At 55.5% G+C, this 14,776-nt stretch carries 14 protein-coding genes; 6 read left to right on the forward strand and 8 right to left on the reverse strand.

The window, feature by feature from the left end; genetic code table 11:
- Nucleotides 1-21 precede the first annotated feature (21 nt).
- Both SK50_RS14000 and SK50_RS14005 read right to left on the reverse strand, forming a co-directional pair.
- A complete protein-coding gene (locus SK50_RS14000) occupies nt 22-561 on the reverse strand; it encodes a shikimate kinase (protein ID WP_047642483.1) in 540 nt (179 codons plus the stop codon).
- A gap of 71 nt (nt 562-632) precedes the next feature.
- Nucleotides 633-1,031: a (R)-mandelonitrile lyase gene (locus SK50_RS14005; RefSeq protein WP_015570456.1), complete on the reverse strand. Its 399-nt coding sequence runs from the start codon at nt 1,029-1,031 to the stop codon at nt 633-635.
- Nucleotides 1,032-1,143: 112 nt separating this feature from the next.
- Between SK50_RS14005 and SK50_RS14010 the strand changes: the two genes are divergently transcribed.
- Entirely contained in the window at nt 1,144-2,034 is an 891-nt protein-coding gene (locus SK50_RS14010) for a LysR family transcriptional regulator (RefSeq protein WP_048229563.1), read from the forward strand.
- 327 nt (nt 2,035-2,361) lie between these two features.
- Nucleotides 2,362-3,858, forward strand: coding sequence for an L-asparagine permease (gene ansP, locus SK50_RS14015; protein ID WP_015570454.1), 1,497 nt, complete (start codon nt 2,362-2,364; stop codon nt 3,856-3,858).
- A 92-nt stretch (nt 3,859-3,950) separates the two neighbouring features.
- Here the strand turns inward: ansP and SK50_RS14020 are convergent, their stop codons facing one another.
- Nucleotides 3,951-5,012: a 7-bladed beta-propeller protein YncE gene (locus tag SK50_RS14020; RefSeq protein ID WP_045345120.1), complete on the reverse strand. Its 1,062-nt coding sequence runs from the start codon at nt 5,010-5,012 to the stop codon at nt 3,951-3,953.
- 246 nt (nt 5,013-5,258) lie between these two features.
- On the opposite strand from SK50_RS14020, the gene pqqU reads away from it, so the two are divergent.
- Complete coding sequence (gene pqqU / locus SK50_RS14025; protein WP_017382279.1) at nt 5,259-7,376, forward strand: TonB-dependent receptor PqqU; 2,118 nt, start codon at nt 5,259-5,261, stop codon at nt 7,374-7,376.
- 121 nt (nt 7,377-7,497) lie between these two features.
- Here pqqU and SK50_RS14030 read toward each other — a convergent pair whose 3' ends face one another.
- The 3 genes from SK50_RS14030 to SK50_RS14040 form a co-directional block, all read right to left on the reverse strand.
- Nucleotides 7,498-8,166 carry a GntR family transcriptional regulator gene (locus SK50_RS14030; protein ID WP_003856981.1) on the reverse strand — a complete coding sequence of 223 codons (669 nt, stop codon included), beginning with the start codon at nt 8,164-8,166 and terminating at the stop codon, nt 7,498-7,500.
- A gap of 259 nt (nt 8,167-8,425) precedes the next feature.
- Nucleotides 8,426-9,460, reverse strand: a complete 1,035-nt coding sequence (locus tag SK50_RS14035) for an NADP-dependent oxidoreductase (protein WP_032103593.1) — start codon at nt 9,458-9,460, stop codon at nt 8,426-8,428.
- Nucleotides 9,461-9,526: 66 nt separating this feature from the next.
- Entirely contained in the window at nt 9,527-10,102 is a 576-nt protein-coding gene (locus SK50_RS14040) for a helix-turn-helix domain-containing protein (RefSeq protein ID WP_017382277.1), read from the reverse strand.
- 148 nt (nt 10,103-10,250) lie between these two features.
- Between SK50_RS14040 and SK50_RS14045 the strand changes: the two genes are divergently transcribed.
- Together SK50_RS14045 and SK50_RS14050 are read left to right on the forward strand one after the other, a co-directional pair.
- Nucleotides 10,251-10,769 carry a GNAT family N-acetyltransferase gene (locus SK50_RS14045; protein WP_015570449.1) on the forward strand — a complete coding sequence of 173 codons (519 nt, stop codon included), beginning with the start codon at nt 10,251-10,253 and terminating at the stop codon, nt 10,767-10,769.
- On the forward strand, nt 10,766-11,215 hold the full coding sequence (locus SK50_RS14050) for a DMT family transporter (RefSeq protein ID WP_045345119.1): 450 nt from the start codon (nt 10,766-10,768) through the stop codon (nt 11,213-11,215). Before SK50_RS14045 ends, SK50_RS14050 begins: the two co-directional genes overlap by 4 nt.
- A 3-nt stretch (nt 11,216-11,218) precedes the next feature.
- On the opposite strand, the gene SK50_RS14055 is transcribed toward SK50_RS14050, so the two are convergent.
- Nucleotides 11,219-11,452 (reverse strand): YdcY family protein, encoded by a 234-nt coding sequence (locus tag SK50_RS14055; RefSeq protein WP_017382275.1) that lies wholly within the window; start codon nt 11,450-11,452, stop codon nt 11,219-11,221.
- 101 nt (nt 11,453-11,553) lie between these two features.
- On the reverse strand, nt 11,554-13,152 hold the full coding sequence (locus SK50_RS14060) for an ABC transporter substrate-binding protein (protein WP_017382274.1): 1,599 nt from the start codon (nt 13,150-13,152) through the stop codon (nt 11,554-11,556).
- Nucleotides 13,153-13,434: 282 nt separating this feature from the next.
- Here SK50_RS14060 and SK50_RS14065 point away from each other — a divergent pair, with 282 nt between their 5' ends.
- Nucleotides 13,435-14,772: an SrfA family protein gene (locus tag SK50_RS14065; protein ID WP_045345117.1), complete on the forward strand. Its 1,338-nt coding sequence runs from the start codon at nt 13,435-13,437 to the stop codon at nt 14,770-14,772.
- The last annotated feature ends 4 nt before the right edge of the window (nt 14,773-14,776 follow it).

Raw genomic sequence — 14,776 nt, forward strand, 5'->3', positions numbered from 1 at the left:
AAAACGGCAATAGAGAGTCTGTCATCGGCGTGATTTGAGCGATGTAATGAGTCTTTCCGCATCCTGCCGTCGGGTAATGCGGAGAAAGCGAATGTGTGCGTACTGCGGGTTTTGCATATCCGCCTCATATCGTTTGCGGTTGCTGCGCCAGGTTTTGATCGTCCAGATGATAATAGAGTCCTTGCTAAGGAACGACCGACGAAAGCTTTCGCGGTTCCCCGTGCCGGGCCAGAGCTCCTGTTTGTGCCAGGCGCGTCTGGAGGCCCGCGTCACCGCCTGCCAGAGCGTGCGGATAAACCCACGATCTATCCACACCACCAGATCGACGTCGCGCCACTTAACGTCGCGTGTGCGGTTGTAATTCCCGTCCAGGACCCAGTCAGGCGAGGCGGCGAGCGCTTTTTCCAGGGTTGCAAGAAACTCATTATCCGGTGTTCCCTGCCAGTTCGCTCGCCAGTAAAGCCTGTCCATCTCAATGTAAGGGATAGCCAGCGCCTCCGCGATTCGCCTGCCAAACGTGCTTTTCCCACTTCCGCTGGTGCCTATGATATTGATTTTCACCGTTCCGCCTGCACATGCTGAAGAAAACGGATCGAATCATAACGTTAATAATTTGTTTACGAAACGCCAGACTACTCGTTCGGATACTGCTCGTCGGTGACCTTCTCCAGCCATGCCACCGGGCTCCCGTCGACAGCTTCTGCGATGGCGATATGGGTCATGGCCGTCTGCGCGCTTGCGCCGTGCCAGTGCTTCACGCCGGGTGGGATCCAGGCAATATCACCCTGATTCAGCGGTTCCGCCTCTTTCCCCCACTCCTGTAACCAGCCGCGCCCCTGCGTCACGATCAGCGTTTGTCCAAGAGGATGCGTATGCCAGGCGGTACGTGCGCCGGGTTCAAAGGTGACGGTCGCGCCGCCGACTTTTGCCGGTTCAGTCGCCTGAAAAGGCGCGTCAATGCGCACGCAGCCGGTAAACCAGGCCTCTGGCCCCTGAACGGAAGGTAACGAACCGCTACGGATAATTTTCATGATTAACTCCTCGTTTGCTGTTGCGTTAACAGTAGCGTAAAGCCATGGGGAGCATTAGAGTGCATAATCAGAAAAGAACCATGAATTCAATTCATAAATCGAGTAAACCGCCATGTTAAAAGACAACTTCAACGATCTGCTTTCCTTTATGGTCGTCGCCCGCGAGCGCAGCTTTACCCGCGCCGCGGCGCAGCTTGGGGTATCTCAGTCGGCGCTCAGCCACGCAATGCGCAATCTGGAAACGAGGCTGGAAGTCCGTCTGTTAACCAGCACCACCCGTAGCGTGGCCCCTACCGAGGCCGGCGAGCAACTCTTCATGCGCTTAAGCCCCCATCTGCTGGAGATCGAGCAGGAACTCACCGCGCTGCGTGATACCCGCGACAGACCTGCCGGGAATATTCGCCTTACCGCCGGGGAGCACGCCATGTCTGCGGTGCTGTGGCCTGTGCTTAAACCCTTTATGGCGCAGTATCCTGATATCAACGTTGAAGTCACGGTGGACAATGGGCTGACTGATATTGTCGATGGCCGCTTTGACGCGGGGGTGCGTCTGGGTGAGCAGGTGGCGAAAGATATGATTGCCGTTCGTATTGCGCCGGACATGCGCATGGCGGTCGTCGGGTCGGCAGAGTATTTGCAACGTTTCGGCGTACCGGAAACGCCGGAGCAGCTTGATCAGCACCGCTGCATTAATATGCGCCTGCCCACACGCGGCGGATTATATGCCTGGGAATTTGAACGGGATGGACGTGAGCTGCGCGTGCGGGTTGACGGCCAGCTGATCCTCAACAGCCTGCCGCAACGCATCGATGCCGCCGAAAACGGTCTGGGGCTGGTGTACGTCCCGGAAGATGCGGTTCAGGACGCCCTTGCTGAGAGCCGGTTAGTGCGTGTGCTTGAAGCCTGGTGCCCGGCTTTTACGGGATACCATCTGTACTATCCGAGCCGCCGCCAGCACACTACCGCGTTTGCATTACTTATTGCAGCCCTGCGGCATTCATAAGCTCTACCTATAAGTAACTATTAAGTAAACCTGATGATTAAATCAGCATTCACAGACCTTTTTGCCTAAAAAAACGGCACGATTCAGCGCGTTGTGATCGCCGTCTGCTCTGACCACACGATTTCCTTCGACGAGCATCACTTTCGACACGGTTATATTTTGCGTCACTTAACAATTGCGGGTAGGATGCCTCGCCATGTTTTGCCTTATCCATACACAGAATGACTGGAAAGGCGGCATGTGTCTGCGCAGAAGCAATCGTTTGTTTCGGCTTCTGCCAGGCAGGACTATCACGTTAATGGTTCAGACAGGCAAACAGGTAACTCAATGAAAACAAGCAACAAAAGCGCAGCCGATCATCATGCTGCGAAACGTCGCTGGTTGAACTCTCATGAAGAGGGCTATCACAAGGCGATGGGCAACCGTCAGGTGCAGATGATTGCCATCGGCGGCGCTATCGGTACAGGTCTGTTTTTAGGTGCAGGCGCACGTCTGCAAATGGCTGGCCCCGCTCTCGCCCTGGTCTATCTGGTGTGCGGGATCTTCTCTTTCTTCATCCTTCGCGCCCTCGGCGAACTGGTACTCCACCGCCCTTCCAGCGGCAGCTTTGTCTCTTACGCCCGCGAGTTTCTTGGTGAAAAAGCCGCGTATGTCGCGGGCTGGATGTACTTCGTTAACTGGGCGATGACCGGTATCGTCGATATCACCGCCGTTGCGCTGTACATGCACTACTGGGGCGCGTTTGGCGATGTGCCGCAGTGGGTGTTCGCCCTTGGGGCGCTGGCAATTGTCGGGACCATGAACATGATCGGCGTGAAATGGTTCGCCGAGATGGAGTTCTGGTTCGCACTGGTGAAGGTGCTGGCCATTGTGATCTTCCTGGTGGTCGGAACCGTATTCCTCGGTACCGGTAAACCACTGGACGGTAACGCAACCGGCTTCCACCTGATTACCGATAACGGTGGTTTCTTCCCGCACGGCCTGCTGCCTGCGTTGGTGCTGGTGCAGGGGGTGGTGTTCGCATTTGCTTCCATCGAACTGGTCGGTACGGCGGCAGGCGAATGTAAAGATCCGCAGACGATGGTGCCAAAAGCCATCAACAGCGTGATCTGGCGTATCGGTCTGTTCTATGTGGGTTCCGTGGTGCTGCTGGTGCTGCTGCTGCCGTGGAATGCATACCAGGCGGGGCAAAGCCCGTTTGTAACCTTCTTCTCTAAGCTGGGCGTGCCGTACGTGGGCAGCATCATGAACATCGTGGTACTGACCGCCGCGCTCTCCAGCCTGAACTCCGGGCTCTATTCGACGGGCCGTATCCTGCGCTCCATGTCGATGGGAGGCTCTGCGCCGAAGTTTATGTCGAAGATGAGCAGGCAGCAGGTTCCTTATGCGGGGATTCTGGCCACGCTGGTGGTTTACGTCTTTGGCGTGTTCCTGAACTATCTGGTGCCGTCCCGCGTATTTGAGATCGTTCTGAACGTGGCTGCACTGGGGATTATCGCCTCCTGGGCCTTTATTGTGGTCTGCCAGATGCGTCTGCGCAAAGCGATCAAAGAAGGCAAAGCGGCTGATGTGTGCTTCAAGATGCCGGGCGCACCGGTGACCTCCTGGCTCACCCTGCTGTTCCTGTTCAGCGTGCTGGTACTGATGGCGTTTGACTACCCGAACGGTACTTACACCATCGCGACGATCCCACTGCTGGCGGTTCTGCTGATTGCTGGCTGGTTCGGCGTGCGTAAGCGCGTTCACGAGATCCACAGCACCGCGCCGCTTCATCACGACGATGAAAAGCACGACGCACCGCTGGTAGAAGAAACCTCGCGTTAATAAAAAAGCCGGGTGGCGGCTTCGCCTTACCCGGCCTACATCTCATGGTTTTGTAGGCCCGGTAAGCGCAGCGCCACCGGGCAATTCCACCATCACAGCGCGATACGAATCACATCGTCAGGCTGGGTCGCTTCCTGCTGACGGGTTGATTTCTGTTTCACCGTTACGTACAGCGTTTTACCGTCCGCAGACAGCGCCAGGCTGTTCGGGTAAACCGGGGTATCGTAGGTCCTGGTCACTTTGTAGGTTTTGGCTTCAATCACGCTCACCTTACCCGCCTCGCGGTGCGTCACATAGGCTTCGTTACGCGCCGGGTTAAACAGTACGGCCAGCGATGCTGGCGCGGCGATTTTCTGCATCACGCTGCCATCTTTCAGATTCACCACCAGCACTTCTGGCTGTTTTGAATCCGTCACAAACGCACGCTGGCCGGCAGTGTCCAGACTCAGGTTCAGGTAGAAATGCTCTTTTCCGTCATCCTGCACTTTTTTACGGCTGAGGATTTTGTTGGTTGCCGTATCAATGGTCACCAGCTCGCCGTCCGCATTGGTGGTATACAGGCGTTTTGCCTTCGCATCCAGCGCCAGCCCGGTGCTGAACGTGCCGGTGTTTGTGATGGTGTCCTTCAGCTTCAGCGTTGCGCCATCAACAACCCAGATCACGCTCTCCTTGCCGATACCGGTAATGTACACCGTATTGGTCGTGTCATCGGCCACCAGCTGGCGCGGCTGAAGCGGCTTCACCGTGTCGCTACGCTTGCGATCGTCCAGCACCAGGCGCCCTTTCACCTCGCTCGTTTTGGCATCAATCGCCGTCACGGCGCTGTTGACGGTGTTACCGAACCACAGCGTCTGGGTGGCGTTATCGATCGTGGCGCCAAACGGCTTGAGATCGTTATGAATCGCCTGCGTCACTTCCAGCGTGACCGGATCCAGACGATAGACCACGCCGCCCTTATCGGTTTTGCGGCTTTGTGACGTCGCAACCCACAGCGCGTTTTCCTGCTGGCTGACGGCCATTTCATACGCGCCCTTGCCGACCGCTTTGCGCAGCATCTCTTCAGCGGCATGAACCTGGAACGTACCGGCAAACAGTAAAGAGCCCAACAGCAGAGACCCACGCAGGCGCGGCGAGCACAGATGACGTAAAGACATAACAATTCCTTTTTAAATGAGGAGATTTACCGCTGACATCACTTCCGGTGGGCAAAGTCATCGCTTTGCCGTTATTTTAATGAGAATAGTAATCATTAATCAGTTGAATGTGGAGTATTTCTTTCCTTCAAAACCTTACATTCACGAAATGTGCGGTTATAGTTTTCATAACATTTACAAAGGATTTAACATATATACACAGGTTCCAGTTGATTTGGTTCGAATTTTTCTTAACCGGTTTACTCCATGAAAATTATTACTGCCCGTAAGGCATCACTACCACTGCTCTTCGTTCCCGTCATTTTTGGCCCGCTGAGTGCGATGGCCGCGGATGAACAGACCCTGATCGTCAGCGCCACGCCGCAAACCGTCTCCGAACTGGACACCCCGGCCGCAGTCAGCGTGGTGAGCGGCGAGGATATGCGACATGCCACACCGCGCATCAACCTTTCTGAATCCCTTGGGAGCGTACCAGGCCTGCAAATCCAGAACCGCCAGAACTATGCTCAGGATCTGCAACTTTCCGTTCGCGGATTCGGCGCGCGTTCGACCTTCGGCGTACGCGGGATCCGCATGTACGTGGACGGCATTCCGGCAACCATGCCCGACGGCCAGGGGCAGACGTCAAACATTGACCTCAACAGCATTGAGAGCGTCGACGTGCTGCGCGGCCCCTTCTCTGCCCTGTACGGCAATGCCTCCGGCGGCGTGATTAACATCAACACCCAGACCGGACAACAGCCAGCCACAATTGAAGCCAGCAGCTATTACGGCAGCTACGGCACCTGGCGTTACGGCATGAAGGCCACCGGTGCGGTGGGCGACGGGACTCAGGCGGGGGATGTGGACTATGCGGTATCCACCACCCGTTTCACCACACATGGCTATCGTGACCACAGCGGCGCACGGAAAAACCTCGCCAACGCGAAACTGGGCGTGCGCATTGATGATGTCAGCAAGCTAACGCTGATTTTTAACAGCGTGGACATGAAAGCCAACGATCCGGGCGGACTGAGTTATCAGGAGTGGCAGAACAACCCGCGCCAGTCACCCCGTGGCGATCAGTACAATACGCGTAAAACCATTAAGCAGACCCAGGCTGGGATCCGCTACGACCGTCAGCTGAGCGAACAGGACGACCTCAGCGTGATGATGTACGCCGGTGAGCGTGAAATGACCCAGTACCAGTCCATTCCGGATACCACGCAGACTGAAAATCCAGCGCATTCGGGCGGCGTAATTGATATGCAGCGCCATTATCAGGGTATTGATACCCGCTGGACCCACCGCGGCGAGCTGCTGGTGCCGGTAACGTTTACCACCGGCCTTAACTACGAAAATATGAGTGAAAATCGCCGCGGGTATGAAAACTTCGTGATGAACAACGGCGTGCCGGATTTTGGCGTGAAGGGTAACAAACGCCGTGACGAACGTAACCTGATGTGGAACCTTGATCCCTACCTGCAAACCCAGTGGCAGCTCACGCAAAAGCTGTCCGTTGAGGCGGGCGTGCGTTACAGCTCCGTCTGGTTTGACTCCAACGATCATTACATTACCCCGCAAAACGGCGATGACAGCGGTGACGCCAGCTACCATAAATGGCTCCCGGCTGGTGCGGTGAAATACGCCGTGACCGACGCCTGGAACCTTTATGCCGCGGCGGGACGTGGATTTGAGACCCCGACCATCAACGAACTCTCCTACCGTTCTGATGGCAAAGGCGGCCTCAATATTAATCTGCAACCGTCAACCAACAACACCTATGAGATTGGCAGCAAAACCCGCATCGGCAATGGCATCCTGACGGCGGCGCTGTTCCGCACGGATACCGACAACGAGATCGTGGTGGACGAAAACAAAGATGGTCGCACTACCTACAAAAATGCGGGGAAAACGCGCCGTCAGGGTGTGGAAATTGCGCTCGACCAGCAGTTTGCCGAAAACTGGAAGCTGAAAATGGCGTGGACCTATCTCGATGCGACCTACCGTACCAACGTCTGTAGCAATGCAGACTGTAGCGGCAACCGGATGCCGGGGATTGCCCGTAACATGGGGTATGCGTCGTTTGGCTGGGAGCCTGAGGAAGGCTGGTACGCGGGGGCAGATGCCCGCTACATGAGCGACGTGATGGCAAACGACACCAATACCGCCAAAGCGCCCTCTTATACCGTGGTCGGTCTGAATACCGGGTATAAACTCAATTACGGCAAATGGGGAATGGACATCTTTGGTCGCGTCGATAACCTGTTTGATAAAGAGTACGTCGGTTCAGAGATTGTAAACGCCGGCTACAATCGCTATTACGAACCCGCCCCTGGCCGTAACTATGGCGTGGGCCTGTCGGTCTCTTATCGCTTTGAGTAAAACATTTTCCGGCAGCGCACGTTGCCGGTAAAAAATAACATCATTCCCGGTAGCCTTAAGCGCCGGGAATATACTCAGGGAAGTTTAAAACGAATAAAAAATAAGTGCGCCAGTGCGATCCTTAACTGTAGTATTGCCGTTGCAGGAGGATATTAGCTTCATCAATGGCTCGGTCGATCGCTTCCCGACTGGCCGTCACGTCCCTTTGCTCAAGCGCAGAAAGCAGATCGGCATAATGGTAAGTCGTTGCAGGGATATCTTTCATCTCTTCGTGCAGGTAGTTGATACACGGACCAATCCGTACCCAGAGCTGCTCAATCAGCGAGTTCAGGGTCGGCATTTCGGCATACTGATAAAGCGTAAACCGGAACACGCGGTTGGCATGGATCGCCTTCTGCACGTCGCCCTGATGCATGGCGGTGCTGAAGTTATCTGACAGCGCGCGTAATGCATCCAGTTTGGTCTCGGTCATATTCTGACACGCCGCCGCAACGGCCATCGGCTCAAGCTGTTTTCGAATGGCGTTAATTTCGTTATAACGCTCCAGCGTAACCTCTGGCACCAAAAACGCCTGAGCAGGCGTGGCCTGTAATGCGCCTGCCGACACCAGGCGCAGCAGGGCTTCGCGCACCGGTGTGATGCTGGTGCCTAATTTATCCGCAATCTCTTTCGTGATGAGTCGAGCCCCAGGTTTTAATGAGCCCGTAATTAACGCTCCCTTTAAACTGTTCTCAACTTGCATCGTCAGACTGATTCTTTGTGCTTTTTCCAGGTTTTCCAAATCAAGCATGTTTAATTCCCGTAGCCAAAACAAAATGCCATTTTCAGCGACTGTTTAAAAAAACATCGCCGGTTTGATATATCCTGTATCGTCATGCCTGGTATGAAGGGCGCGCGTTAAAATAAAAATTGTTCAATTAATATTACGTTTACCACTTCTGGCTCAGCTGGGCCGATGGCGCGCAATGCTTATGGATTAATTAAAGACAATATATCGTATCTTCACAAATAATTATGGCGGACTTTGCCCGCCATAACCGATGCTCTGTTTAGTCCGCCGCCACGCGGATCACGACCTTGCCGAAGTTTTTCCCTTCCAGCAGCCCAATCAGCGCCTCCGGCGCCGCGTCCAGCCCTTCGGTGACCTGCTCGCGATAGTGAATTTTGCCTTCCTTCACCCAGCGTCCCATTTCCTGCTGGAACTCGTCGATACGATGACCATAGTCCTGAGCGATGATAAAGCCCTGCATGCGGATGCGTTTTTTGAGGATGGTCCCCATCAGCAGCGGCAAGCGATCCGGACCATCCGGCAGGTTGGTCGCGTTGTAGCCGCTGACCAGTCCGCAAACAGGTACGCGCGCGGAGGTATTCAGGAGCGGCAGTACGGCGTCAAAGACTTTACCGCCGACGTTTTCATAATACACGTCAATGCCCTGCGGGCAGGCTTTCGCCAGCTGTTCGGAAAAATCATCCGCATGGTGATCCAGACAGGCGTCGAAACCGAGCACGTCGACCGCATGGCGGCATTTCTCCTCCCCGCCGGCCACGCCGATAACCCGGCACCCCTTGATTTTACCGATCTGCCCCACCGTTGCGCCGACCGGCCCCGTGGCTGCCGCCACGACAAGCGTTTCCCCCGCCTGAGGCTGGCCGATATCAAGCAGCCCCATATACGCGGTGAAGCCCGGCATTCCCAGCACGCCGAGTGCCCATGAAGGGTGCGACGGGTTTTCGCCCAGCCTGACCAGTCCTTTCCCGTCGGAAAGTTCATACTCCTGCCAGCCGCTGTAGCCCAGAACCCACTCGCCCTCTTTATAATCCGGATGGCGGGAGGTTTCGACGCGGCTTACCGTGCCGCCCACCATCACCGCACCAATCTCGACAGGAGGTGAATAGGATGGCGCATCGCTCATACGGCCCCGCATGTACGGATCAAGCGAGAGCCATACGGTGCGTAATAACACCTGCCCCTCTGCGGGCGTGGGGATCGGCTGTTCTTCCAGGCGGAAATTTTCGGCAACCGGTGCGCCGTGTGGACGGGAAGCCAGTACCCAGCGTCGGTTTTGCGTAGTTGATTGACTCATTCATCGCTCCTTACAGCTGAAAATGTCATTCAAGTCTGGCACGTTATCCTGCGGATCGCCTTTGCATTATGAGCCGGACTGATTAAGCCGCACGACCAGATAAAGGCACGATTCATCCGTTTCGTTAATAAACCGGCAATCGTTCGGCGGCCCGAGTTCCAGACAATCTCCGGCCTTCATTTCATGGCGGGTGTCCCCCTCCAGAAAGACCAGTTCACCTGCCTGCAACCAAATCAGCTGTCGCGCCAGCGCATAAGAGGAGGCGGGCATCGGCACATCGCTGCCCGCGGGCAGTTCCACCTGGACGAGGTCAATAGGCATATCGCTGCGCGGCGACACATGACGACGTAAATAGTGGGTTTGCGGATCGCGCCAGACGGGCTGGTTCGCCAGACGTAACAGTTTGCCCTCCTGCATTTCCGCGCGCGCAATGAGCGTAGACATGCTAATACCGAAGGCACCGGATAACCGGGCAAGCAGCGTCGCCGTTGGGCTACTGTCCCCCCGTTCAATCTTATGGATCATGGCGCGTGAAATACCTGCCCGTTCGGCCAGTTCGCTTAATGACCAGCCCCGCGACTCGCGTTCAAGGCGTATGCGGGCGCTAATGCGTTGATTCATATTGTCTGTCATTGTGTTCATGACGTCATACTATAGTGTACGGATGGTTTTTCGGGGCAGTTTGGTGACAAAAAAATAGGGATTTTGTCGTAGCGATGCAACACAAGAACTGTGTAATATTGTGAGTGAATCGTACTACTATAGTAAACAACACAGCCAGAGGTTAACCATGATCGTTCGTCATGCCTGCAAAGAAGATTGTGCCGCTATCGGTGAAATTTATAACCATGCGGTGCTGCACACCGCCGCCATCTGGAACGATACAACTGTCGACACCGATAACCGTATTGCATGGTTTGAGGCGCGCACGCTGTTGGGTTATCCGGTGCTGGTCAGTGAAGAAGAAGGTGTTGTGACGGGATACGCCTCATTTGGCGACTGGCGAGCGTTCGACGGTTTTCGCCATACGGTGGAGCACTCGGTTTACGTTCATCCCGATCATCAGGGCAAAGGCATCGGTCGGCTGCTGATGACGGAATTAATCAAGGAAGCCCGCCAGATTGGTAAACATGTGATGGTTGCCGGTATCGAGGCGCAGAATCAGGCGTCGATTCATCTGCACGAAACCCTGGGCTTTGTTACCACCGGCAATATGCCGCAGGTGGGAACCAAATTCGGTCGCTGGCTGGATTTAACCTTTATGCAACTCCAGCTCGATGAGCGCAGCGATCCGGATGCTCTGCCATGAATCAATCGTTGACGTTAGCGTTTCTGGTGGCCGCCGGGATTGGGCTGGTGGTACAAAACACCATGATGGTGCGCATTACGCAATCCTCTTCCACTATTCTTATCGCCATGCTGCTGAACTCGCTGGTGGGGATTGTGCTGTTTGTCAGCATTTTGCTGGTGAAAAATGGCCTGTCGGGGTTTAGCGAACTGGCGTCGACAGTGCGCTGGTGGACGTTGATCCCCGGCCTGCTGGGGTCATTTTTTGTCTTTGCCAGTATTAGCGGGTATCAGAATGTGGGCGCGGCAACGACCATTGCCGTGCTGGTAGCAAGCCAGCTGATTGGCGGCCTGGTGATGGACATCCTCAAGAGCAACGGCGTTCCCCTGCGCGCGCTGGTAGGCCCGGTCTGCGGCGCAGCGATGCTGGTGGTCGGCGCCTGGCTGGTGGCACGGCGCCAGTTTTAACCCTTACAGGATAGTCCCACCCTGCGTGAGGTGGGCATGGCGCGCCTCCGCCTCTTCTTTATGCTGCTTACCATGATGCGCAATCGCGGTGCGCAGGCGCTGCTGCTGGGTATAGCGATCTTCACGGCTGAGCTCTGCATCGTCGCTTAATTCGATCAGCAGTTCGTTCATGTGGGTAATTATGCTCTCTTCGATGGCGGCATCGACGCGGGCGATAACATCGTTTAAATGTGACATTGTCACTCCTTTCCAAATGCCCGGTGGCGCTACGCTTACCGGGCCTACGGGTGGTAACTGTAGGCCCGGTAAGGCATAGCCGCCATCCGGCAAGAATACGATCAGTTCAGCTTCGCTTTCGAGAAGTCACTGCCCATCAGACTCACGCTGTACCCGGTCACGTTGCTGCGGGTCGCGTAGAACGTTTTGCCGTTAGCTAACGCAATCCACGGTGCCTGCTGGTAGAAAATCTCCTGTGCCTGGCCATACAGCTTCGCACGTTCGTCCGGGTTGCTGGTCAGTTTGGCCTTTTGCACCAGCTCATCATACCCCTTATCACACCAGCGCGCGGCGTTAGATCCGGTTTTGATGCTGTTACAACCCAGCAGCACATCGGCGAAGTTGTCCGGATCGCCGTTATCAGACATCCAGCCGAACAGCGCGGAATCATGCTCGCCTTTACGCATGCCGGAGAGATATTCCCCCCACTCGTATGAGACGATTTTCGCCTTCACGCCCACTTTCGCCCAGTCAGCCTGGATCATCTCCGCAATGCGTCGCGAGTTCGGGTTGTACGGACGCTGAACCGGCATGGACCAGAGGGTCACTTCCGCGCCCTTATCCAGACCCGCCTGCTTCAGCAGCGCTTTCGCTTTTTCCGGATCGTAGCCGTAATCCTTCAGGTCTTTGTTAAAGCCGAGCATGTTCGGCGGGATCGGCGATTTAGCGACCGTACCAGACCCCATAAAGACCGCATTAACAATGGCCTTTTTGTCCGTTGCGTAATTCAGAGCCTGGCGCACCAGCACGTTATCAAACGGTTTTTTCTCCGTGTTGAACGCCAGGTACCCCACGTTCAGCGCATCCACCGAGTGCAGGGTCAGGTCTTTGTTTTTCTTGATCGCTTCAAACTGCACCGGCGACGGCGCAGGAATGATCTGACACTCGTTCGTTTGCAGCTTAGCCAGACGCGTCTCAACATTTGGCGTGATGGAGAAGATCAGGTGTTTGGTCGGCACCTCTCCCTCCCAGTAGTTCGGATTGGCGACGTAGCGGATCAGCGAATCCACCTTGTACTGCTGAAGCACATACGGGCCGGTGCCGATTGGCCAGGTATCCACATTTTCAGGCGTACCCTTTTTCAGCATCGCGTCCGCGTACTCGGCAGAGAGGATCGAGGCGAAGTCCATTCCCCAGTCGGCCAGGAACGCCGCGTTGGGTTCACTCAGCGTGAACTGAACGTGATAATCGTCGATCTTTTTCACATCCTGAATGAGCTTGTCGAGGCCCACGTCATTAAAGTATTCGTAATTACCCTGGGAAACATTGTGATAGGGATGCTTAGGGTCTTTCTGACGCATAACGGAGAAAATAACGTCATCAGCGTTAAAATCACGGGTCGGTTTGAAGTATTTATTGCTGTTGAACTTTACCCCTTTACGCAGGGTAAACGTGTATGTTTTGCCGTCTGGCGAAATGGTCCACGACTCGGCCAGAGAAGGCACCGGCGTGTTTTTTACCGGGTCGAAGTTAATCAGACGGTTATACAGCGTTTGCGAGCTGGCGACAAATGAGGGCCCAGAGCTGGCGATCTGCGGGTTAAACGACTCCGGCGACGCCTCGGAGCAGTAGATAATGGTGTCTTTGTTTGCCGCCCATGCGGCGCTTGCCGGTAGCAGCGCGCTCAGCGCGAGGGCCAGCACGGTTTTCCCTGTAGACATGGTTATTACCCTTTCGGTTTTATTATAGTGAACAGTAATAACAGCACAGACGTTTTGGCCTGACAAATAACGAATCACTATCAGGTTATTCTAAAGCCGTACATTTCGCTGGTTTTAGCATCAGCCCGCAGAAACCGATTTGCCTTAAGGTCCATTATTCGTCAAGCACAACCGTCACGATCAATGCCGCAAGAAATCGTCCCTTTTGCCGTCTCCTCAGCCGTTTGCTTGCTTACCTGATTCGCTAAAGTAATGGCGTGAAAAAGTCTACAGGACCAAATCGTGGCAAAAACACTTTTACGCAGCGGTAATCTGGATGATTTTCAGGCCGTTGGCGGCGGCGGACAGGCCGTTTTTGAATCAGCGCTGCAAATCCGCGAAGCGCTTCGGTTGCGCAAACAACAGGCTATCGTTGATTGCCTGGCCATCCCCCAGGTCAACGACGGCGGCGATCGCGTTGACTGGTACTCCCCGGTTGAGGGAACCGTCTCCAGCTGGAAGGCGGCGGATGAAGATGATCGTTATCGCGCCCTGCGCTATCTGGAAAACACGCTCACCAGCGTGGAGTCGCTGAGTAAAAAATGCCTTCAGTCACCGAAAACGGCGCAGCAACTGTTTGGCTCTCTGCTCTCAAAAGCCTTTCAGTTTCCCGGTGAAAACTTTGTTTTCCTGGTGGATGGCAAACCGGTGATCTGCTTCTGGGGTTTCGTCAACCTTAACGAAAACGCGCGCGACGACGTGCTGGACTGCCTGCGCGAATCGTTGGTCCCTGAACCTGAGCCAGTGGTGATTAACGAGCCTGAACCTGAACCGGAGCCAGAACCGGCCCCGGTGGTGACCTTTGAGCAGGCCGACGCGCCGCTTATCACGCCTGTGACTACAGTCCGTATCACCGACGATGAACTGTATACGCCAGAGCCGGTGCGCATGAACGCCGCGCCGCCAGAGCCCGCACCGGCGGCCATACAGAAAAAACGTCGCTCCCCCCTGTGGTTGCTGCCGGTTGCCGCCGTCATTATTGCAGCCATCGCCACCCCGCTGCTCTGGCCAAAACAGGCCCCGATCGCAGCGCCTGTTGCCACACCAGCGCCAGTACCCGTCGCCATTGCTCCGGCCCCCTTAAAGACGGTTGAGCCGCTTGAACTGAAACTCCCGCTGCACCAGGCCGAAGTGGTAGAGCCGAAGGTGAAAACGCCTGCCCCGGCAGCCGAACCGGTGGTCATTACCGCGATACCGAAAGATGCGATGGTGATGGAGGCAAACCAGGTCAAAGCGGGGTTAACGCGCTTCCTGAACGGCACCTGGCGCGCGTTTCTCGATGTGCAGGATCCGCTCACCGGCAAACCGCCGTCGCTGCGCTACCAGATCCAGAACAATAAAGGTTTCGCCCGGGTCGTGCATGGCGACAACATTGTCTGCCGGGTAGACGTCTTTTCCGGATTACACAGCAACGGCGAGCTGTTGATCAAAACGCGCGGAAACGCGCGTTGCACCGACGGTTCACGCTATCCGATGCCGGAAGTGACCTGTAAGGCAGGTGCCAGCGATGTGGCGGAATGCACCGCACGTTACGATGCCAACACCGTCGTTCCTCTGACGTTCAAGAAAGCAGGTGTCTGATCCT

The organism is Enterobacter sp. BWH64 (assembly GCF_001037645.1).
GTDB lineage: Bacteria > Pseudomonadota > Gammaproteobacteria > Enterobacterales > Enterobacteriaceae > Enterobacter > Enterobacter hormaechei_C.